This window comes from Orrella marina (assembly GCF_003058465.1).
GTDB lineage: Bacteria > Pseudomonadota > Gammaproteobacteria > Burkholderiales > Burkholderiaceae_B > Algicoccus > Algicoccus marinus.
The window spans coordinates 835,741-856,014 of record NZ_CP028901.1; the positions used below are offsets into that span (position 1 = coordinate 835,741).

23 protein-coding genes and 1 pseudogene are annotated in these 20,274 nt (G+C 56.8%); 10 read left to right on the forward strand and 14 right to left on the reverse strand.

What is annotated here, in order from left to right:
- Positions 1-207 precede the first annotated feature (207 nt).
- From DBV39_RS03680 to DBV39_RS03690, 3 genes and pseudogenes are all read left to right on the forward strand, one after another.
- Positions 208-477 carry a hypothetical protein gene (locus DBV39_RS03680; RefSeq protein WP_159078775.1) on the forward strand — a complete coding sequence of 90 codons (270 nt, stop codon included), beginning with the start codon at positions 208-210 and terminating at the stop codon, positions 475-477.
- Entirely contained in the window at positions 474-665 is a 192-nt protein-coding gene (locus DBV39_RS03685; protein ID WP_108620393.1) for a hypothetical protein, read from the forward strand. The genes DBV39_RS03680 and DBV39_RS03685 overlap by 4 nt, the downstream gene beginning before the upstream one ends.
- Before the next feature lie 316 nt (positions 666-981).
- Positions 982-1,758 (forward strand): annotated as a pseudogene (locus DBV39_RS03690) (IS110 family RNA-guided transposase); the annotation flags it as partial.
- Between the two features lie 56 nt (positions 1,759-1,814).
- Here DBV39_RS03690 and DBV39_RS03695 read toward each other — a convergent pair.
- The 10 genes from DBV39_RS03695 to DBV39_RS03740 form a co-directional block, all read right to left on the reverse strand.
- Positions 1,815-2,438, reverse strand: a complete 624-nt coding sequence (locus tag DBV39_RS03695; protein ID WP_108620395.1) for a LysE family translocator — start codon at positions 2,436-2,438, stop codon at positions 1,815-1,817.
- The gene (locus DBV39_RS03700; RefSeq protein ID WP_108620396.1) at positions 2,438-2,890 is read right to left on the reverse strand and encodes an Lrp/AsnC family transcriptional regulator; all 453 of its coding nucleotides are present in this window, start codon (positions 2,888-2,890) and stop codon (positions 2,438-2,440) included. Before DBV39_RS03700 ends, DBV39_RS03695 begins: the two co-directional genes overlap by 1 nt.
- A 406-nt stretch (positions 2,891-3,296) precedes the next feature.
- Entirely contained in the window at positions 3,297-3,569 is a 273-nt protein-coding gene (locus tag DBV39_RS03705) for a DUF2798 domain-containing protein (protein WP_108620397.1), read from the reverse strand.
- Between the two features lie 244 nt (positions 3,570-3,813).
- Positions 3,814-4,932, reverse strand: a complete 1,119-nt coding sequence (locus tag DBV39_RS03710; protein ID WP_108620398.1) for an NADH:flavin oxidoreductase/NADH oxidase — start codon at positions 4,930-4,932, stop codon at positions 3,814-3,816.
- Between the two features lie 255 nt (positions 4,933-5,187).
- On the reverse strand, positions 5,188-7,044 hold the full coding sequence (locus DBV39_RS03715; protein ID WP_108620399.1) for an FUSC family protein: 1,857 nt from the start codon (positions 7,042-7,044) through the stop codon (positions 5,188-5,190).
- Complete coding sequence (locus tag DBV39_RS03720) at positions 7,041-8,618, reverse strand: efflux transporter outer membrane subunit (protein ID WP_108620400.1); 1,578 nt, start codon at positions 8,616-8,618, stop codon at positions 7,041-7,043. Before DBV39_RS03720 ends, DBV39_RS03715 begins: the two co-directional genes overlap by 4 nt.
- Positions 8,615-9,637 carry an HlyD family efflux transporter periplasmic adaptor subunit gene (locus tag DBV39_RS03725; protein ID WP_159078777.1) on the reverse strand — a complete coding sequence of 341 codons (1,023 nt, stop codon included), beginning with the start codon at positions 9,635-9,637 and terminating at the stop codon, positions 8,615-8,617. The genes DBV39_RS03720 and DBV39_RS03725 overlap by 4 nt, the downstream gene beginning before the upstream one ends.
- 38 nt (positions 9,638-9,675) lie before the next feature.
- Complete coding sequence (locus DBV39_RS03730; protein WP_108620402.1) at positions 9,676-9,876, reverse strand: DUF1656 domain-containing protein; 201 nt, start codon at positions 9,874-9,876, stop codon at positions 9,676-9,678.
- A gap of 550 nt (positions 9,877-10,426) precedes the next feature.
- A complete protein-coding gene (gene arsC, locus DBV39_RS03735; RefSeq protein WP_108620403.1) occupies positions 10,427-10,786 on the reverse strand; it encodes an arsenate reductase (glutaredoxin) in 360 nt (119 codons plus the stop codon).
- Between the two features lie 271 nt (positions 10,787-11,057).
- A complete protein-coding gene (locus tag DBV39_RS03740; RefSeq protein WP_108620404.1) occupies positions 11,058-11,543 on the reverse strand; it encodes a hypothetical protein in 486 nt (161 codons plus the stop codon).
- A 407-nt stretch (positions 11,544-11,950) separates the two neighbouring features.
- Between DBV39_RS03740 and DBV39_RS03745 the strand changes: the two genes are divergently transcribed.
- A complete protein-coding gene (locus DBV39_RS03745; protein WP_159078778.1) occupies positions 11,951-12,802 on the forward strand; it encodes an IclR family transcriptional regulator in 852 nt (283 codons plus the stop codon).
- Positions 12,803-12,856: 54 nt separating this feature from the next.
- Here DBV39_RS03745 and DBV39_RS03750 read toward each other — a convergent pair whose 3' ends face one another.
- Together DBV39_RS03750 and DBV39_RS03755 are read right to left on the reverse strand one after the other, a co-directional pair.
- Entirely contained in the window at positions 12,857-13,225 is a 369-nt protein-coding gene (locus tag DBV39_RS03750) for a DUF6693 family protein (RefSeq protein ID WP_108620406.1), read from the reverse strand.
- A gap of 339 nt (positions 13,226-13,564) precedes the next feature.
- The gene (locus tag DBV39_RS03755) at positions 13,565-14,548 is read right to left on the reverse strand and encodes a LysR family transcriptional regulator (protein WP_108620407.1); all 984 of its coding nucleotides are present in this window, start codon (positions 14,546-14,548) and stop codon (positions 13,565-13,567) included.
- Between the two features lie 455 nt (positions 14,549-15,003).
- Here DBV39_RS03755 and DBV39_RS03765 point away from each other — a divergent pair, with 455 nt between their 5' ends.
- The 6 genes from DBV39_RS03765 (at position 15,004) to DBV39_RS03785 (ending at position 19,656) form a co-directional block, all read left to right on the forward strand.
- Positions 15,004-16,089, forward strand: coding sequence for an amidohydrolase family protein (locus DBV39_RS03765; RefSeq protein WP_159078779.1), 1,086 nt, complete (start codon positions 15,004-15,006; stop codon positions 16,087-16,089).
- 28 nt (positions 16,090-16,117) lie between these two features.
- Positions 16,118-16,471, forward strand: a complete 354-nt coding sequence (locus DBV39_RS03770; protein WP_108620410.1) for a Rieske (2Fe-2S) protein — start codon at positions 16,118-16,120, stop codon at positions 16,469-16,471.
- Positions 16,472-16,660: 189 nt separating this feature from the next.
- A complete protein-coding gene (locus tag DBV39_RS19395) occupies positions 16,661-16,801 on the forward strand; it encodes a hypothetical protein (protein WP_159078780.1) in 141 nt (46 codons plus the stop codon).
- Positions 16,798-18,156: an NAD(P)/FAD-dependent oxidoreductase gene (locus tag DBV39_RS03775; RefSeq protein ID WP_159078781.1), complete on the forward strand. Its 1,359-nt coding sequence runs from the start codon at positions 16,798-16,800 to the stop codon at positions 18,154-18,156. Before DBV39_RS19395 ends, DBV39_RS03775 begins: the two co-directional genes overlap by 4 nt.
- 152 nt (positions 18,157-18,308) lie before the next feature.
- Positions 18,309-18,629 (forward strand): 2Fe-2S iron-sulfur cluster-binding protein, encoded by a 321-nt coding sequence (locus tag DBV39_RS03780; RefSeq protein WP_108620412.1) that lies wholly within the window; start codon positions 18,309-18,311, stop codon positions 18,627-18,629.
- 58 nt (positions 18,630-18,687) lie between these two features.
- On the forward strand, positions 18,688-19,656 hold the full coding sequence (locus DBV39_RS03785; protein WP_108620413.1) for an NAD(P)-dependent oxidoreductase: 969 nt from the start codon (positions 18,688-18,690) through the stop codon (positions 19,654-19,656).
- Positions 19,657-19,687: 31 nt separating this feature from the next.
- On the opposite strand, the gene DBV39_RS20230 is transcribed toward DBV39_RS03785, so the two are convergent.
- Both DBV39_RS20230 and DBV39_RS03790 read right to left on the reverse strand, forming a co-directional pair.
- Positions 19,688-19,816 (reverse strand): hypothetical protein, encoded by a 129-nt coding sequence (locus DBV39_RS20230; protein ID WP_265416031.1) that lies wholly within the window; start codon positions 19,814-19,816, stop codon positions 19,688-19,690.
- 130 nt (positions 19,817-19,946) lie between these two features.
- A complete protein-coding gene (locus tag DBV39_RS03790) occupies positions 19,947-20,195 on the reverse strand; it encodes a hypothetical protein (RefSeq protein ID WP_108620414.1) in 249 nt (82 codons plus the stop codon).
- Positions 20,196-20,274 lie beyond the last annotated feature (79 nt).

Below are 20,274 nucleotides of genomic sequence, written 5' to 3' on the forward strand. Positions count from 1 at the left end.
CACCCGGAGGTGGGTCAAAATTAATGGCCAGTACTGGGTCAGTTTAGTTGGCCACTAACAACTGCGTCCAAGCTGTATCTAGCGGAAATCGACCGGTGCGAACGGGCGCGCCAGGACTTCGCCTTCGAGACAACTTTGTCTGGGCGCGGCTACTTGCGATTAGTGGATCGCCTGATGCAAAGCGGATGGTGTGTGGAGATGTCATACTTGGCCCTGCCCAATGTGCAGCTGTCTCATGACCGGGTGGCCGAGCGTGTCGCTCACGGCGGCCACAGTATCCCGGCGCAGGCGATTGAGCGACGTTTTGCCCGCAGCCTGCGCAACTTGTTTGAACTGTATGCCCCGCGGGTCAGCTTGACGCGCTGCTACCTGAACAGCTTGGATGACCCGGATCTTGTGTTTACTCAGCAAGGGAATCATGTTGAAATTTTTGATGACGCCGTCTATCGGCACCTACGCAGTGAGGCTGGCCTATGACTCCCCAATATGATGAAGACACGCGCAAGGCACTGGAAAGCCTGCGTAATTCAGTGGCCAAGGCACTGGATCGCAAGCGCCGTTTAGGCCAGTACGCCGTGGTGTGGAAGGATGGTAAATCCGTCTACATCGGGCCGAATCCGCCTGACTCGAAGGAGCCGACGCGTAGCAAACCAGCACAGCGCTGAGCGGATATTCAGGTAGTGTCTGGTATTGTTGGGCACGATCAAGCGTCATGCTGAATTTGGTGCTTTCGATGGTATTGAGTTTTTTGCTGTTGAAATGCTAAGGAAATGGAATGGACGCCTCCCACCCAAGGGGGCTGATTGATGCAAGAGTTACCCACCGCGCCGCTCGCTTTGCGCCATAGCGGGGCGCCACGGCGGCGCCGTGGATAACTCCGAGCCGGCATGAAGGTTAAGAGGACCCTCTCGTGCCGACGGCATCAAAGTGCCCAGGGTGGATGGTCGCGGTGATCTCCACAGGCAAACCGGAGGGTCCAACATGAATGTTAGCAAAGCTGTTGTCGGAATCGATATCGCCAAGCGCGTGTTTCAGTTGCACTGGGTTGATGTGGACACAGGCCAGATTGTGAGCCTGTAACTCAAGCGTGATGTGTTGCTGGAGCACTTTGCCAACCGCCAGCAGTGCCTGATTGGCATGGAGTGCTGTGGTGGAGCACAGCACTGGGCCAGGCAACTGGCGATGATGGGGCATGAGGTCAAGCTTTTGCCGGCCAGGTCGGTCAAACCCTTTGTGACTGGCAACAAGAATGACCGTCACGATGCGCGAGTCATCTGGACTGCCGTACAGCAGCCGCATGTCAAAGCGGCAGCGATCAAGACTGAAGAGCAACAAGCCATGCTGGCTTTACACCGCATGAGAAGCCAACTCGTGAAGTTTCGAACGGCACAGATCAATTGTCTGAGGGGATTGCTCACTGAATATGAAGAGGTGATGCCACAAGGTAAAGCCAACCTGCTCAAAGGTATCGCAGAGGCTCTGGCCAGATTGTCTGAACGTTTACCATCTATAGTCATTGATACCCTGCGAGATCAGTGGGCACGCATTACCAGGATGGACGAAGAGATTGACATGATTGAGCAGCGTATCAATCTGTGGCGCAAGCAAGAAGACGTATGCCGCAGGATCGCAGAAATCCCTGGAATTGGTCTACTGACTGCGACCGCAGCGGTTGTCGTGATCGGTGATCCTAAAGCCTTCAAATCAGACAGAGAGTTTGCTGCTTTTGTAGGTCTGGTGCCAAGGCAGGTGGGCACAGCGGCAGACTCGTAGGGTGCCAGTTGTGCAGTCATCATGGTGACTCCATTGATTTGCTACATAAGCTGGCCGATCACTGTACCAAGTGTCCAGATGCCGAATCCGATCAGGAGAATTCCGGACATTCGTGCAACCCACCTGGCAAATGTGTCCGGTAGACGGTGCCTGGCGATTGACACCCCGCCACTCAAAAGAATCCACCACAGCATTGAACCCGCAAACACCCCGCTCACCACCAGAACAGCGTCCAGGGCGCTGTCTGTCGCGGCCAGACCAAGCCCTGCAAACAGCGCTGCGAAAGCAAGGATCGTCACCGGGTTGGCGATCGTGAGTGCGAAGGTAGCGGCTGTTGTACCAAGCAGATTGCGCGCGCTCACCCGGGCAGCCGGTTTGCTTGGCGACGCACGAAGACTCTGTATGCCTAGCCAGAGCATGAACATTGCGCCAGCAAGGCGAAGTGGCGTATCGAGGCTGCTGAGTACACCGGCAAATGTCGCAAAGCCGATCGCAGCAAGGCTGGCGTACAGTGCATCGGCCAGTGCAGTTCCCAGACCGCCAGCCACGCCAGCCGCCAGACCATTTTCCAGTGTTCGATGGATGCACAAGGCGCCGATTGGTCCAAGCGGTGCTGCGATAGCCAGTCCCAGCAAGAGGCTTTTGGCAAAGAGGATGCTATCCATTACAGTCTGTTCTTTCTCAGAAACCCGCCATCGACGGCGGAGGACAGGGCGATGACGGTTTCGCTGCGTCCCAGAAACCGGTGTGCCTTGAGATCCGAAATAAATGATTCCACTTCAGTGATCGCGCCGACCCGGATCTTGATGAGATATGACCATGAACCGGTTACATGGTGGCATTCCAGAATTAACGGGTGATCGACCGCGTACTGTCTGAATGCCGATTCGTCTGCATCATCGCGTAGTGCGATCCATACAAACGCCAGGGTTGAGCGATCGAGCTTTCCTGGATCAAGATCAACGGTGAAACGACGAATCGTTCCTGTCTCGGTCAGGCGGCGAATACGCTCGTTCACGCTCGACGGGGAAAGGCCGACATGCTGTCCAATGTCGGCCAGTGAACGCTTCGCATCCTCTGAAAGAAGACCGATGATTTGATGGTCTAAGCTGTTCATTGGCTTATAATTATCTAAAAAAATAACTAATAAGAATAAATTATACGGATATAGTTTAAAAAATCAATAAATTATCCAGTTTGAGTTCGAGCCTGTCGTGTCCTGTTGTCAACAGGGCCTGGGTCAGCCATCTACCATGGCGGTACACCACCGCCCGCAATGGACTGGGCCCGGTGATCAGAGCGCAGCGCAGCCCCGGGCGCCAACAATCTTTAAATTGCGTCGGCGGTCAGCGGTGTGGCGGTGTTCAGTTAAAGCGCGTCGCGTTGATTTGCGGCCAGGCCTGACGATGAAGGGCGCGGGCAGGACATCCACCAAATTCAGGCGATTTGGTATCGACTCGTGCCGGGCGTGGATGATCGAGAATGCAAGGAAGAGAGGGGGTTGACCGAGAAAGTGAACCCGTTCACGTGGATTGGTCGATTGTCAGTCCCACGAGCTTCATGACCAGCGGTCTGACAAACAGGACGCACACAAATGCTACAGGCATGGCAACAATGTAAGCATGGATGACACGTGCGAGGAAGTCCTCGGTGATGCCCTGATTGAACCCGACAATTACGGCACACATCAGCAGCGCCATGATGCCAGCCATGTAGAAAGCAAAGACGACTGGCGTATAGCGGCGATGGAGTCTGAATCGCCTGGTGCGCTTTGTGGGTGGTGTGGATTGATTCATGCTGGGTGGGTTCATTGGACAGTCAGATCCGGGCGGTCAGCGCTGAAATTAAGCGCTACTGCGGAATGGTAACAAACGTCACAAATCCCGCTCGCACTGAAGGTTGTCTGAGATTCAGAAAGTGGGCAACACTCTGGACTTGACTGACTCGATCTGCTGAGCCGGGCATTTGTGCTCGGTCAGCAGATCGATTCCGGATCCTCAGGTCCCGGAACAGCGGCCAGAGCGCAGGAAGGACTAGGGTTTAGCTCCGGGTTTCGCTGGCAGGGCCGCGATACCGAGCCAGCCAGTGACCGTACTGGGTCGGCAGCAATCCGGTTGGTGACTTGACGCCAAGTGTTTGTGCAACGGCGTAGGTGTAATGGGGATTGGCCAGGTGGGCACGACCGATCATGACCAGATCCATCTGCTGCTGGTCAATGACACGCTGAGCCACCAATGGATCGTCGATGCCCCATCCGCAGGCCACTGCAATACCGGTTTCCTGCCGGATGCGTTGCGCGACGGGTGCCAGGAAGGCGGGTGTGGCCCACGGGATGTTGCCATCGGGAATGACAAAATTCACGCTGACGTTCAGAAGGTCCAGGCCGCCCTGACGCATCAGGTGGGTCAATGTGATCGATTCAGCGACTGTTTCCTCGTCCTTCCCGTCGTATTCGATCACGCCCATTCTCGCTGTCAGCGGCAGGTTGTCTGGCCACACGGCGCGGACGGCGGCCAGAGTTTCCAGCAGAAAGCGCGACCGGTTCTCAAAGCTGCCACCGTACTGATCAGTACGGTGATTCGAGTGCGCCGACAGAAAACTCTGGGCCAGATAGCCGTGAGCGAAGTGCAGTTCGAGCCATTCGAAACCAGCCGCCAAAGCTCGTCGGGCCGCATCGACAAAGTCCTGCTTCACGCGCTCGATGTCTGCCAGCGTCATCTCTTTGGGCGTGCGCGGCAGGTTGGCACCAAACGCGAGTGGTGAGGGCGCAATCGGCTGCCATCCATCTGGATCCTGTGCCGCAATATGATCGTCTCCCAGCCAGGGCGGGTTGGCACTGGCCTTGCGTCCGGCGTGCGCGATCTGGATGCCGGCAACCGCACCTGCGGCTTTGATGCTCGCTGCAATGGTTGCCATCCCTTCGATATGGGCATCATCCCAGAGACCGGTGCATCGGGGCGAAATCCGTCCTTCCGGCGACACAGCAGTGGCTTCGACAATCACCAGACCAGCACCACCGCGGGCCATGCCCGGATAGTGCACCTGGTGCCAGTCATTCGTAAAACCATTGTCCGCGCTGTACTGACACATCGGCGGGACAGCGATCCGGTTGCGCAGTTGGACATCTTTGAGCTTGAACGGTTGAAACAGGGAAGACATCTATGAAATGACCTATTGGTTTGACGGTGCAGGTTGAGAGAAAGTTAACCGCGCGCATTTCACACAGGCAGCGGCGGTTGACTGGAAAAAACAGGGCATCAGAGTGCCTGAACACCCATGGGAACGGGCGCTGTCGACTCGTTTTGACTTGAGCAGCCCGAAGTCGTTCCATTAAAAGATTCAATCCATCAATTAGTGATCACTTATCCCGTCCGTGTCGACGGCGTGATCGCCACGCCATTCAGAAGAAAATGCTCAGGACAGACGCTCGGAATGTCTGTTGCCGGGTAACAGGGTAGCGTGTTGCTGGTAACGATTAAGTGAGTGGCGTGCAGCAGCACTCAATCTCAGCAAGTCACCGGCCGCCCGATCGGCCATCGCAGGATCGGACAGCATAACCACGTGATCCATTTGCAGCACCCGTAGCATCTGACGGTCCTCCCACTGATGAATGGCGTCAAATTGACCGTGACGTAACGAAACCAGGGTTTGCTCGTAATCCCGTTGCGCCTGGGTCAGCAGCAGCTTCAGGCGTGATTCGGCACGCCACGGATGCACGGCAGCCATCAGAACGATCGCCGCAAAAATGCTGACACACATGGACACCACTTCACTGGCAAACGCCTGGATGTCATAGCTCATCTGATTGTCGAGTCCGAGCAGAAGCGGAAAGAACAGCAGGTAGCCTGATCCGATGGAGGCGGTTTTAGGGATGCTCTTGAAAGCGCATCCTGGCAACAGACCGAATGCCAGCAAGAACATCAGCCAACCGAACCCTTCCGATGCGGGCAGCATCAGAAACTTCAGTGGTAATGCGACCAGGCTTGCGATCGCCAGCCCCTTGAACATCGAGAGCAGATTCAGCACCGGTTGGTCGCTACTCATCTGCAGCATTGACACCGCCACGAACATCAGCAGGGCCACATCGCCGCCAGTCCAGCCGGACTCGATCCAGAACGCACAAAATGCCAGATATCCGATACCGACACCCACAGCCTGAAACTTCGCAATCCGGTTCTCGACCAGATGTCCTGTTTTACGGCTGGGGGCACTCAGTGGTTCGTGTCGAATCTGGCGATAGTTCTGCAGACTGATCAGCAACGTCCTGAGAGAATCCGGGATCGCGCGTATCTGGCGCCGGATACCCGCGTTAGCCTGTTTCGCGGCGGCCCGCTCGATCGGCTCGCGCAGTGCCGGCAACACCTCGTCGATGATCTGTTGCACGGCTTGCGCACTGTTGGTTGCGGTGGTGAGGTGCGTCATGCAGTCGAGCACCGCCTGGCGGGCCACACGCGTCTGCTCTGTGTCTGGAGTCTGAGACAGCGCGAGCAAGGATTCGCTGAAGTGGCTCAGCGGGCCGTACAGGTCTGATAACGCGATCCGGATGCTGCGTGCCTGTTTTGCAAAGATAGCCTCTTCCTCGCCGAGCAGGAGTAAATTGTGCTGGAGATCTTCGGTCTGTCTGACCCAGAGACGCAGTTGAGCCACCATATGGTCACGTGTCGGATTATCCAGGATAGTGCTTGCCAGATCGAGCGTGCGCCTGCCCTGGGTGTGCATCTCGGGTTCAAGTCGGGCAATGCCCTTGCGAACATGAGTCAGGCCAAACACCAGGGCGACGCTGAGGACACCAAGAATGATCTCGGCCACCCGCTGAACCGTGCTGAACGCAACCAGATCAAAGACATTGTGAATCTCTACCAGGATGATGGTCGCTGTGTAGCCTGACAGTGCTGCCGCATACGCCTGAAAGTACCGAAAACAGGCGCTGATATACGAGCAGATCGCAGTCCAGATCGCAAGCCCGGTCAGAAAGATCCAGGGTGCCTGGGCGAACCACAGTGCGAGAAGGGCGATCACCAGGCCGCCGGCCAGTGAGCCGATCAAACGCCATTTGCTCTTTGAGAAGACCGAGCCTGAATTCGGATCGGCCACAATGCACACGGTGATCGCGGCGCTTGAGACCAGCGTCAATGCCAGTTCGTAGCCCACCCAAAGACAGATTCCAATGGCAGCCGTGGTCTGCAACCAGAATCGGATGATCTTGATGGTCAGTGGTGACAGACCATGCCATGCCATCTGCTTTTGTCCGCTTGCGCTCAACGGCATCATGAGACTTGTGCTCGTTCGACCGGAGCCGTGCGCACCGGGTTGTCAGTCAAGTGTGCATCACTGGATTCAGTGGTCAGGGGAGGTGTCGGACTGCGATCGAGCTCAGTGTGCCAGCCACCACCGAGCGCGCGGTAGAGCATCACCAAACTGGCGGCGCTGGCGTATCGCGCATCAATGACGGACTGGCTGGCGAGCAACTGGTCGAGCAATGCCTGGTTTAATTGCAGTCTGGACGCCTGGCCCGTCGTGAACAGGCTTTTTTGCTGGACGACAGTCGCCGCCTGCGCCTGGGCCATGCCCTGTGTACTGGAAAGGCTTTGCTGGCTCATCTGGTAATCCGTGACGGCGTCCTCGACTTCCTTGAGCGCTTGACGAACCGTCTGCTCGTAAAGCAGTTGATCTTCACGGTTGACAGACTGGGCAATGGCCAGACTGGCTTGAAGTTCCTCGCCTGTATAGAGTGGGGCGGTGAGGCCTGCGCCCAGGCTCCAGATAAAGCTTGCCGGATTGAGCAGCAAATCGAATGGCGTTGTCGAGTACCCCGTGCCGAGCGGAATGCTGAAGCTTGGCATGAAATCAGCCTCGGCCGCCTGAACGCCAGCGGCCGAGGCCAGTATTCTGGCCTGTTGTGCGGCGATGTCAGGCCGTTGCATCAGCACCTGAGAGGGCAGGGTCTCGGGAACCGGATGATGCACGCTGAGCATCGGCGCGGGCTTGCGCAGTGTTTTGGACAGATCGGCAGGAAATCCACCCGTCAGAATCGAGCAGGTGGTGATCAGCGATTCAATCCGTGCTTGCAGTACAGGGATTTGTGCCTGAGTGGTCAGGTAGGCCTGACGCGTCTGCGCCACTTGCGCCGGCGCAACCAGGCCCGAGTCAGCCAGTCTGCCTGTGAGACGGATCTGTTGCTCCAGCAAACCGGCGTATTGCCGGGTCAGGGACAGTTGTTGCTGAACAGCACGCAACTGCGCGTAGGCATCAACCAGTTCGGCTGTGATCGATACCATCAGTGCCCGTCGATCGAACGCCAGCGCCTGGGCATCACGACTTGCGGTATCGACGCGTGCTTGCACTTGTCCAAACACGTCTGGCTCCCAGGCCAGCGATGCATTGAACCCGTAAAGGTCATACAACCCGAAACCCAGCTTGCTAGTGGTACCGGTTTGCTGGCGGCTGGCCGTCACACCAGCGTTCAGGCTGGGCAGGGCACTGGCGTTGACACGGACGATCTGACTCCTTGCCTGTTCGATGTTTTCCAGGGCGGCCTGCAAGCGCCAGTTGGCCTCGATGGCCCGCAGAACCAAGGCATCAAGTGTCTTGTCATCAAATATCTCCCACCAGCTTCCCAGGGTGCGTGCCAGCTGATCGGCATCGAGTGTGGTCAGGTCCTGTGTGGGGGTCACGTCAGTCTGTGTGAACGTGTCAAAAGTGGGTGGCAGCCCATTAAGCGCGCCAGCCTGATTGGGGTCGGTTGCTGAGTCGGTGTCATGTAGCGCGCAACCTGCCATCGACAATACAAGCAGGGCGCTCAATAAGGCGTGTGAGTTTCGGGCTGAAAGACCACCATTCGTCATAGTCTTTGCCCCAGCCACTTGCGCAGCCTGTCCGAGAGGGAGACGGGATTGAGCACCTGCTGCGCGGCCTCGCCCACGGCCACCGCCGCGGTCATGCCCGCTGAGAGCGGCAGATCGTCAGGGATCTCGTCAATGCGTACATATACAGGAATTCGCTGGGCCAGTCGCACCCAGGCATCGACCGGGTCGACAGATTGCAGACCCAGGTAACCTGGGTTGTTGTTCGGGTTGGCGATGCCTTTGGAGACACTGACCACAGTACCTGTCAGTGGTCTGTCGTATGCCATCAGATCGATGGCTGCCTTTGCGCCGGGCTGGATGTCCGCCAGGTGTGTCTCCTGAAAGTATGCCTCGACCCAGAAGCTGCTGGCATCAAGGAGGATGACCGCAGTCTGACCCGACCCCAGAAAGTTTCCCTGTCGCAGGTTCAGGTTTGTCACATACCCACTGACGGGTGCATATAAACGGGTTCGGTCCAGATTGAACTGCACCAGCGCAAGTGCGGCTTCCAGACGTTCCACTTCAAGCTCGCTGGCGCGTGCCCGTGTCTGGTAAGCCTGGGTTTCTTCGGAGGAGACCGCGTCACCAGCCGTCACCCGGCTTTGCGCAAAATCCCGATCCATCTGTGCGGTGACTCTGGCCACCTCGAGCTCACTGCGTACCTGGTTGACGGTGAGCTGGTAGCGAGTGGGATCAATTCGCAAGAGCAATTCACCTTGGTCCACCCACTGGTTTTCAGCGATAGGCAGTTCGGTCACGTATCCGGAGACGCCTTCAGGTGCGACTTCCGTTACTTCGACCCGGACAAATGCGTCGCGTGTCCACGGCGTGCGCATGTACAGATACCAGACCTCCCAGACCAGCCACCCGGCCGCCATCACCAGTGCAAGGGTGACCACGTAAGGTACGAGCCGACGAAGTATGCGTCCAGACAGTGAGGGTGGCGTGGGTTTGTCTGCGTTCGTGACAGTGCCCCTGGACGCATGGGCGCTCGAAGGGCCGGTGTGGGTGGGTTCCAAATCAGGTTCGCCTGTGTCACGCGACGAGGATGAGGTGTTCATATTGGAAACAGAAGGACAAACACGCAAACCAGGCAAAGGTAAAGCGCGACTTCAAACAAATTGGGATGCCAGACATACCGATAGAAGCCGCACTTGAACAGCGTACGCCGGACGATGACGAACACCGGGATGGTCAGAATCATGTAAATCACGATACTGACAAAAAACAATCCCATGATGTTGACGTCGCTACGCACCTATCCCTCATCCCTTTATGACGATTCAGTCAGGCAGTATTCGCTCCGACTTAATGAGGCCAGTCACACGAAAAAATCGAATCAGTGCATGAAACAAGCCATCTTTCACGCTATCCCGGCGTGACACGCCTGGATAGCGCGAAAATTCGTCCCTGTCCGGAACACTCCAGGAGCTTGCCTGGCTGCTGACTGGATTGCAGGACACCTTTCTGGTGAGCCGGAACGGCCAGAATCGGTGCGTCCTGTGGTGCGTCCTGTGGTGCGCCCTATCGCCAGGCGAGCAAGTCAAGCAGAATTTAACATACTGATCAGTTGCACGATGAAACGGCCAGTAGCGCCCACTGGATGACGTCCAGGCGTTGGCGGTCCGTCGACGGTTGCCCGACAGTCTTCAGGAATTATGTCGACTGTGCAGGTCGCAAGCGCAGGTTGCCAACGCAGGATCCCAACACCTCGCAGCCATAGCGCGGCTTGGCTGTGGTTGCGCCTTAGTGGCGACTGGGTGGCGCCTGAGTGGTGATGGGGCTACTGTTTTCTGATGACTGCTTGCTTATTTGCTTGGGAGCAGCTCCAGAACCGATTCGATTGGTCTGCACAGCTTTGCGCCACGGTCACTGTCGACGATCGGACGGTTGAGCAGGATCGGATGCTCGACGATAAAGTCGATCAACTGATCATCGGTCCATTTGGCATCATCCAGACCGAGTTCTGCGTAAGGGGTTCCGCGCTCGCGAAGAATATCTCTGACCGAAACCCCCATCTTCTGGATCAAGGCGACCAGCGTTTCCCGCTCAGGTGGGGTTTTAAGGTACTGAATGACGGTGGGTTCAAATCCATTCTCGCGAATCAGGTCAAGCACTTTGCGGGACGTGCTGCACGATGGATTGTGATAGATCTTGATGGTGCTCATGAGATTCTGTCTTAAACGTGTTGCGGATAATCAAGGATGGGCAGATCACCAGCCGCACAGGCCGGGTTGACGGGTGGGGTGACGGGTTGACCGGTTGCATTCAGCCTGGGCCTGTCCGTTCAGGCTGGCATCGTTCGACTGACCACATCCCCACATGGCCCGAGTGTAATGGATCGTCGCAACGCTGGACCAGCATGAAACCCGTGCGGCGCCAGCCCATCTGCAAGGGGTCCGCGCCAGGCAAGCCTGGTGTGCACAGGCTTCAAAAGACTCATGCGTCCGGATTGTCGTGTGTGCTCCCGGCGTTCTCTGTGTTTGCCGTTGTCTTGATGCCCGCATCCGAGTTCGTCGTGCTGGCGTTGGCCGTTCGGGCGGCCTTGCGAGGGGGGGCTGTCGTACGTGTCCTGGATGACGCTCTCTGGCGGGTGGTGGTTCGCGAAGACTTGGTCGCGCGTGCGGACCCGCGAGCCGTTGCGCTAGTTGACCGACTGGTTCGGGATTCTTTTGTGCTGCCGTCTGCGTCTCCACCCGAAATCTCACCTTCATCGAGTCGTTCGCGCATGGCGGATGCCGTTTTTTCAACGGCTCTGAGTCCTGATGCGGTACCGGCGCGGGCTTTTCGGACCACGCGATTCGCACCATCGGATAGCCTTTGCTGAGCGCGATCAAGCTTATCCCGAGTGGTTCGGTCACGTAGAAGTTTGACCACGGCAACACCGGTCAGAACGCCTGCGATAAATGGTACAAGTGGCAACATGGTGAAACCTCCTGATTGGGTTTGGCTAGTATGAAAGGGCCAGACGGCTGTTTGAATGGGGGATCAAGTGGGGGGCAAGTGGGAGGCAAGTGGGGAGGCAAGTGGTGCTTGTACGATCTCGTCCACCAACGTATCCGGTCTGGCACCTTATCGCTTACCGTCAAACTACCACGCCCAGGACGCTCTGGCCATCAGTACAGTCAGATGGCCAGGTTCATCAGGTCAGCACGGTCCGCTTGGCCCATCACATCACATCACATCGCGGTCGAGTCAATCAGGCAGGTACGGATTAAGTGAAGGCGTCCGCTCTGTTGTAATGGTCGGCCAGCGAGTACCTTGTCGTGGTGCCTGACCAGAGGAGCCCTTGAATCCTTTGGATCGTTTATTCGAGTTTGATGAGTGGCCGCATGAAAGCCGGCCTCGGGAGTCTGATGAGTTTGCCGAGTTTGTCGAGTCTGTCCAGTGAGCCTGTTCTGCCCGGGTCTGATCGGTCGGTATCGGGAACCCGCACCCTCAGTCGGGGCATTCAATTGTTACGAGTGGTGGCGAGCCGCCCGGATATCGGCTGGCGTCTATCGGACCTTGCTCATGCCTGTGACCTGGACAAGGCGACGGTGCACCGGATGCTGATGTGCCTGATCAAAGAGGGTCTGGTCGAGCAGCGGGCCAGTGACAAGCACTACTTGCCGGGTTCCATGCTGTTTGAACTCGGAATGGCATTGCCTGCTCGTCACCAGTTCCAGCGCTATGCCGAGAAGGTGCTCGAGGAGTTCGCCAGGCAACATGCGGGCACCGTGCTGCTTTTGCTGCGCAGCGATACAGACTTCGTGTGCAGTCTGCACATTAATCTGACGGGACAAACCAGCTCGACCATGTTGTACCCGGGCGCCAGAAGACCGATGATCACTTCGGCAGGTGGTGCGGCGATCCTGCTGGCTTTGTCGCCAGATGAGCAGCAGCGGGTGCTTCGTGACAACCTAATGCGTGAGCAGGCACGTCATGGCCATGTTCGTCTCGAATCAATCCAGAAAATGCTGGACATGTCAGCCGCCCATGGATTTGGCGTCAATCTTGGGTTTCTGGTGCCCGGGTCCCACGCATTCGCCATGCCAGTTCGGGATCAGCATGGCGAAGTCTATGGGTCGGTCTGCCTCATCGGAGCCTCAAATGACTATCCAGGTGAAGCCACGGACCGGATTCATGCCTTGCTGAGCCCGATCGTACAGATGCTACAGGAGCGGCTGAAACAGTTGGTGTGAGAGTGCGTCACCCAGATGCCTGCTCAAGCGCCAGCCAGAAGGTGAGTTCCAAGCTCAGCCAGCCTGTTGGAGTCTGGAGTCCAGCGGCACGATGCGGGTATGGTTGGAGCAGTGCGCCGAAATCTTGTACAGAAACACGAAGTAGGCCAGCCCAAGCGTCAGGATCGACAGAATAGTCCAGATAATGACGTTGCCGATGATACTTGCCAGGTCAATCGTGCAATGCAGTCGACCAACTTTGATATTGTTGGCATCGTACGCGTAGGTCTGATTAAGGACCAGTTTCTGCATGTAGTAGGGGAACACAAACACGGCAAGACCTAGCGTGACCAGGATAAGCAGGAGCCAGATGATCAGATGGGCAAAGATGTCGATGAATGGCAACTCGGTTTTGAGTTGCAGGGTGGGAAAGGCTTGCTGCATGGGGCGTGTCGGGTCCTGGAGGTTGATGTCATGTCAGTCTGTCAGTCTGTCAGTGTAAACAGACGGCAAGAGCAAAACTGGTCAGAAAGTGTACAGAGTGCACCGAATGATGGACTGAATACATCGAGTGAATGCATCGAGTGAATGCGTCTAGTGAAATACATCAAGTGCGTTTTCCAGCCCTGATGTTGTCGTCTGGACTGAATGACGAGTATAAATAAATCTTTACGCATCTGACTCCAAGGCCATCGTCTGGTTACGCACAGTGTCAGTGCGAACAGGTCAGTCGACTCTGAAGGCAGGGAACAGCGGTGTCCTCTTTGATTGATCCTCCTTGCGCTAGTCTGCCTGTTTGCTGGCACTGTTGCCTGATGCAGAAATCGCCGTCACCAGTGCTCTGACACATTCCGGAACCGCGTCGAGTTCGCGCACCAGAATGCTGCGTTCCCGAATGGCCCAGGCGTCTTTCAGGGGTACTGTTTCGAACTGCATGGTGGCCTGATGCCGAACGGCAGCCGATTCCGGAATGATGCCGATTCCAACACCTGCCTCGATCATTCGACAGATCCCTTCATAGCTCGATGCCTGAACCCGCAAGGGCAGGGCCTTACCCAGACGGCTGACTTGCCGGGTGACCAGGTCGTACAGCGTGCTGCCTTCGCGCAAGCCGATGTGTGGGTAATTCAGGGTTTTGGTGAAACTCACGCCGTGCTGGTTTCGCACCTTCGGCTCATCGTCAGAAGTCGCATCCGTGCTTGCGGGCGTACTGCGTTGAGCGTCGGTTGCACTGGCCAGTGGATGGCCTTTGGGGACCGCCAGCAGGAGGCGGTCGGTGCTGTAATGAATCACATCAATCTCTTGCGCACCCACGGGTCCCGCGATCAGTCCAAGGTCGGCTGAGCCTTCGAGCACGCCTCTCACGATGTCGCGCGACAGCCGCTCCTGCAGGTCAACCGTCACTGCTGGATGGTCAGACAGGAATCTGGCCAGCACCTCCGGCATGAACTCGGTGATCGCCGTCGTATTGGAAAAAATCCGGATATGACCGACCATGCCACTGGCTTGCTGGGCAAACTCATGTTTTGCGTAGTCGACCTGGCGCAGGATCAGTCTCGCATGTTTGAGTAACGTCTCGCCGGCCGGGGTGAGTGTGACGCCGCGGCTGTCCCGGTAGAGCAGTCTGGCGTTGAGCTGGCCCTCAAGTGACTTGATCCGGGCGCTGGTGGCGGCAACCGACAAGTGTGCACGTTTCGCACCCTGTGTCAGGCTGGGAGATTGTGCGACGGCAACAAAAATACGCAGATCAGACAGTTCAAAATGCATGATAGGTTCCATCGGGCAGACGCCCGTCTTCAAATGTCACACGGCATGGTTGCGTTGACGTGCGTGTTTCGGTGACGTGCGTGTTTCGTCGCAGCAGTCTCGCCCAGGGTCTGGAAACAGCAACGGCAACGACAACGACAACGGCAACAGCAACGGCAACACCATTCTCGATCCTGATCCCGGTCTCTTGCCTTCAGCAACCCTCCAGCGTTCGGTTTTGCTGAAACCCCCTGCTTGATATTCAAGATTTTCCGAACGAGAACCGGAGCGTACCATCATTTCACAAACAACAGAAATGAATCGGGATGAGAGCAGTTTGAGAGAGGTAGGTTGAATTTGCCGGCTTTTGTGTCTGCAGATCGACGGTAGTGTGGGAAACCGGTTTTTATCATCCCTCAACTCTGCTACCTGCATAGTCTGATTGCTTTTTTCGCCGGTTCGAAGAGGAGTGTATTGTGAAACAGGATCTTCAGATCATTGATGCCGATGTGCATCCCTGGGTGCCAGGTGACATCGAAGGACTCAAGCCCTACATGAGTCACAGCTGGCAAAAGCGTTTTGATGGCAAGCGAGCCATCCTGCCCGATCATCCCTTGCGTCCACCACTGGCCGGGAACACGTCCATTCGCCAGGATACGACCACGCCAGCCGGTGAGCCGGGGGGTTCCTGCCCACACTTTCTGCGCGAGGACCATCTCGACAAACTCAACATCGAGTATGCCGTGCTGTCTTCGATTCAGGCGGGCAAGCTGGTGGCCTACCCGAATGCCGCTGAAGCCACGGTGCTGGCGAGCGCGTTCAATGACTACTTCATCGATCGCTGGTTGCCGGTTGACGGCCGCTACCGGCTGGCGATCTGTGTGGCTGTCCATGATCCAGTTGCGGCTGCGGCCGAGATTCGCAGGGTTGGTGGCCTGCCAGAAGTGGTTGCAGTCTATATGCCACTCATGAACATCCTGATGGGTAACCCGCATTACTACCCGATCTACGAAGCAGCCCAGGAGATGGGTCTGCCGATCTTCATCCATCCCACCGGAACTGAAGGGGCGTTTCAGACCAGTGCGTCGTTTGCCGGTGGTGTTCCAAGTACATACATCGAGCGTCACACCAGCTTTCCGCAGATCGCGATCGGCAATCTGGCGAGTCTCCTGTTTGAAGGGGTATTCATCCGGTTCCCGAAACTGAAGCTGCTTGCAGCCGAGTTCGGTTATGGCTGGGTGCCGCACATGCTGTGGCGAGTGGATCAGAACTGGAAACAGTTTCGCAGGGAAGTGCCCTGGCTCGAACAACCGCCCAGTCAATACGTGCTGGACCACGTGCGGTTTACCAGCCAGCCAGTCGAGGAACCCGAGAAAGATGAATACCTCGATCAGATCCTGGAGATGATGCACGCGGACCGGACACTGCTATTTAGCACTGACTATCCCCACTGGGATTCGGACTACCCGCAGACCACGTTCACGTCCATGTCCACTGAACTTCGCCAGAAGGTCTTTCATGACAACGCGGCCGAGCTCTTTAACTTGAAACCTGCGGCGTGACGCCGCCCGAGACGATCAGGAGACTGGAATGGAACACAGACTTTGCCACATTGATGACATCCCCCACGGCACCGGCCTGGCCCTGGAGGTGCAGGGCAGACCGATTGGTGTGATGCGCGCGCAAGACACGGTTTACGCCTTCAAGAACATGTGCCCGCATAAACGCGCACCGCTGGCCTTTGGCACGATCGATGGAACCATGCTGCCCACGTCTTGTGCAGGCGAACTGAACTATGGCATGCAGGACCAGATTCTCAAGTGCCCATGGCACGGCTGGGAGTTCAGCATCGAGACCGGAAAGTGTCTGTTCGGGGTGAGCGACGCCAAGGTCAAGACCTATCCCGTGACCGTCCGGGACGGTGAGGTGTTTGTCGCGCTTTGAGTAGCGGAACATGTAACAGGCGTCACGCTGGCACTGACGCCAGCGCCGACGCCGACACGGATGCCCATGCATCCGGCACGACCAGACGAACGCGAGCCTCGGCATCACCGGATCATCCGGACAGCCTGTGGATGAACTGCCCGGTTGATCGACTGATCCATGGGGTGTCTGGCAATAGAGAGGTGAAAAATGAAAGCGATGAGAGAAATGAAAGTGCAGACGATGCAACAGATGTCAGCACAGCGAATCGCACAGCACGGACAGAAGCAATCCAGCGAGCTGGGGCGGATGACCGGTCGAGTGGCGTTGAGTGGAGAGCCGCGCGCATGAGTGATTCCACCATCATCATCGGCGCCGGGCATGCGGGCACCGCCCTTGCCTTCCGGTTGCGAGACCTGGGGTATGAGGGCGATGTCGTGCTGGTCGGCGAAGAGCCGCATCACCCGTATCACAGACCGCTCTTGTCCAAAGCGTATCTCTTGTCTGATGTTGCAGATGAGGCGCTGCATCTGAAGGCGCCTGATCTCTATGCATCGCGGAGAATTACGCTGCGATCAGGTGTGCGTGTCGCCGATATCGACGCACGCAACCAGTTCGTACATCTGGCAAACGGCGAAATCCTTCCCTACGGCAGACTGGTTCTTGCGACTGGATCGCGGCCTCGCATGCTCACGAGTTCTCAGGTCGGCGCCACAGGTGAGCTGGCCAATGTTCATGTACTGCGAGACCTGAACCATGCACGAAGGCTGCGCGATGCCTGGATGCCTGGGCAGCACCTTCTGGTTGTTGGTGGGGGGTATGTCGGGCTGGAAGCTGCTGCAGTGGCCAGGGATCTCGGAATGCAGGTCACTTTGATCGAAAACTCTGATCGAATCCTGAGTCGCGTTGCCTGCGCACAAACCGCAGAAGTTCTGCAGAGCATGCATCAGTCTCGCGGCGTGCGAATCCTGACATCAACAGGGCTCAAGTGCCTTGAAACGAGCCCCAAAGGCGCGGACATGCAGACACAAACGCAGGCAATGTGTGCAACTGCGGCCATTCTGGACTCGGGGGAACGCCTGATGGTTGATCAGGTGCTGGTTGGCATCGGCGTGACACCGTCTGTTGATCTGGCACGAATGGTCGATCTGGTAATTGATAACGGCGTTGTGACCGATGAACGACTGCGTACGTCGAATCCACACATCCTGGCGATTGGAGACTGTGCAAACTTCGCATGGCAAGGTCGTCGTGTTCGTCTGGAATCGGTTCCAAATGCACTTGAAATGGCCGATGTGGCGGCTCACACCTTGATGGAGCGCCCGAAGGGCTACAGCGCCTTGCCCTGGTTCTGGTCGGATCAATACGACTTGAAACTTCAGATGGCCGGGCTCAATACGGGATACACGCATGTGGTCGTGCGGCCCCGAGTGCAGAAAGAGGCGGACACGGCTGACCCTGTCCATCCCGACCATACCGACCACACAACAGCCTTGACGCCGGGGGTGATCTCAAGTGTCTGGTACTTCAGGAACCAGACACTGATTGCAGTCGATGCATTCAATGATGCCAGGGCGTTCATGCTGGGCAAGCGCTGGATTGCCGCCGGGCTCAGTCCAATGCCTGAGGATCTCGCTGATCCAGCGATCCCCCTGTCGTCGCTCAGTCTGCTGCAATCCGGGGCAGGGGTCGGTGAGCCTGGGTAGTGTCTTCTTGTACAGCTCATTTTGTGACAGGTCTTTTTACAGAACACTGAACCAGTCATTGCACAACACGACGTGCAGCCGTGAGGAGAGCAACGACCTTGCAGCAGGCAGTTGCGTAAAAGGTGAAACAGCATTTAACGAGGAGTTTGGCAATGCCAACGATTGTATTTATTGAACCCGACGGACAGCAAAAGTCAGTCACGTCTGTGACCGGTCAGTCGCTGATGCAGGCGGCTGTTCAGAACGGCGTGCGCGGGATCGAAGCAGATTGTGGGGGGTCGTGTACCTGCGCTACCTGTCATGCTTATATCGATCCCCAGTGGGCCGAACGACTTCCGGCCATTCGTGCCCTCGAGCAAGACATGCTCGAGTTCGCACTCGACACCAATGCACACTCGAGACTGACTTGTCAGATTCAGGTGACTGACGATCTGGACGGTCTGGTTGTCCGGATTCCGCATGCCCAGGCTTGAGCCTTGGGCAACTCTCTGAGTCAGACGGCTGAACGACAAAACATGGAATCAACAAAAGATGGAACAGCAAAAGATGGATCAACAGCCGATGGATCGGCAGCGTGAAATGAGAGTAGGACTGGTCGGGCTTGGAAACATGGGAGCCCGGATGGCACAACGTCTGATCGAGGCAGGCTTTGACCTGGCGGTCTGTGACACCCGGGATGAGGTGCTTGATCAGTTTGAGAAACTGGGTGCAAGGGGGTTCAGACTGCCTGCAGAACTGGCGAGCGAGTCGGATGTCGTCCTGACGGTGCTGCCAGATGCGAATGTTGTCCAGAAGGTCGTTCTGGGCCAGCCATCCGCGTCGGGTGGCGTATCCGGGGGTGGATTGATCGATGGCTTGCGCAGCAACAGTGTGGTGGTCGACATGACCAGCTCGCTGCCGGATGTTACCCGGGCGATCTCGAGACAGCTCACCGAGCGGGGTGTGGCGATGCTGGATGCGCCTGTGACTGGCGGGATTTCCGGAGCCCAGGCGGGAACGCTCACGATCATGGTCGGTGGCGACATGACCGTCCTGGAGCGAGTGCGTGAGCCCCTTGAGGTGCTTGCACGAGTGATTGTTCATGTGGGTCCGATCGGATCAGGCCACACTGCCAAAGCGTTGAACAACCTGATCACAGCGACAACACTGACTGTCACAGCCGAAGCGATGGCGCTCGGTGTGCGAATGGGTCTTGATCCAGAGCGCCTGCTGGAAGTGATCAATCAAGGTAGCGCACGCAGTGCGTCCAGTGAGGTGAAGTTTCCGCAGCAGATCCTGTCGGGTCGATACGACCGCGGTTTCACGATGGCTCTGATGGCCAAGGACCTCGGGATCGCATTGGGCATGGGCCAGCAAGCCGGACTGTCCATGCCGGTGTCGTCCTCAGTGAACGAGCTCTGGAAGATGGGGGTGTCCGCAGGCATGGGGGATCGGGATCACACGGCCATTGCACAGCTCATCGAGCAAACGGCAGGTGTGAGTCTGCGATCTGATACGTGACCTGAGCAACTGTGAGCGCAAGCCCCTGGCTTTAGCCATGGGGTGGTTCAGTAACCGTCTCGTTCACGATGCGTCTGGGCAAAATCATGATGCGCTTCACGGTGCCCTCAGGCTGCGTGCGGTTACCAGCATTCATGAACGTTACGTGCCTGGTAGCCATGGAACTGATGAACTCCAGAACTTCAGAACTCCAGAACTACCTCCTGTGCGCTGTCATCGAGCCGCAGACCGCCGAAAACATGCTGCAGGTGGTTGCGGTAGATGCTGGCGTGGGTTTCGTACGAGCGGCTTCAGTCAGATGCAGGTAAACCACCGTGGTCTTCAGTTGCGCTGACCAAAAGCGGCTCAAAGGCTTCCGATACCCCTGACAGGGGGCATCCGGGTCCGCTGGTCAGCAAGTCAGCAACCTTGACTTTCCTCGTCAGAAAATCGCCATAAACAATAAAATCAACAGAATTTCCGATAAAAAACTGATGAATTAGACATTTTTCAGACAAAACTGCCTTGTCCTGTCGAGGAGTCGACACGATATCCGACATATCTCATAAAGATGAATCATCATATTTTCAGACAAAATATGCAACAATAGATCAAATTTCAGACAAAACGAACGATTCC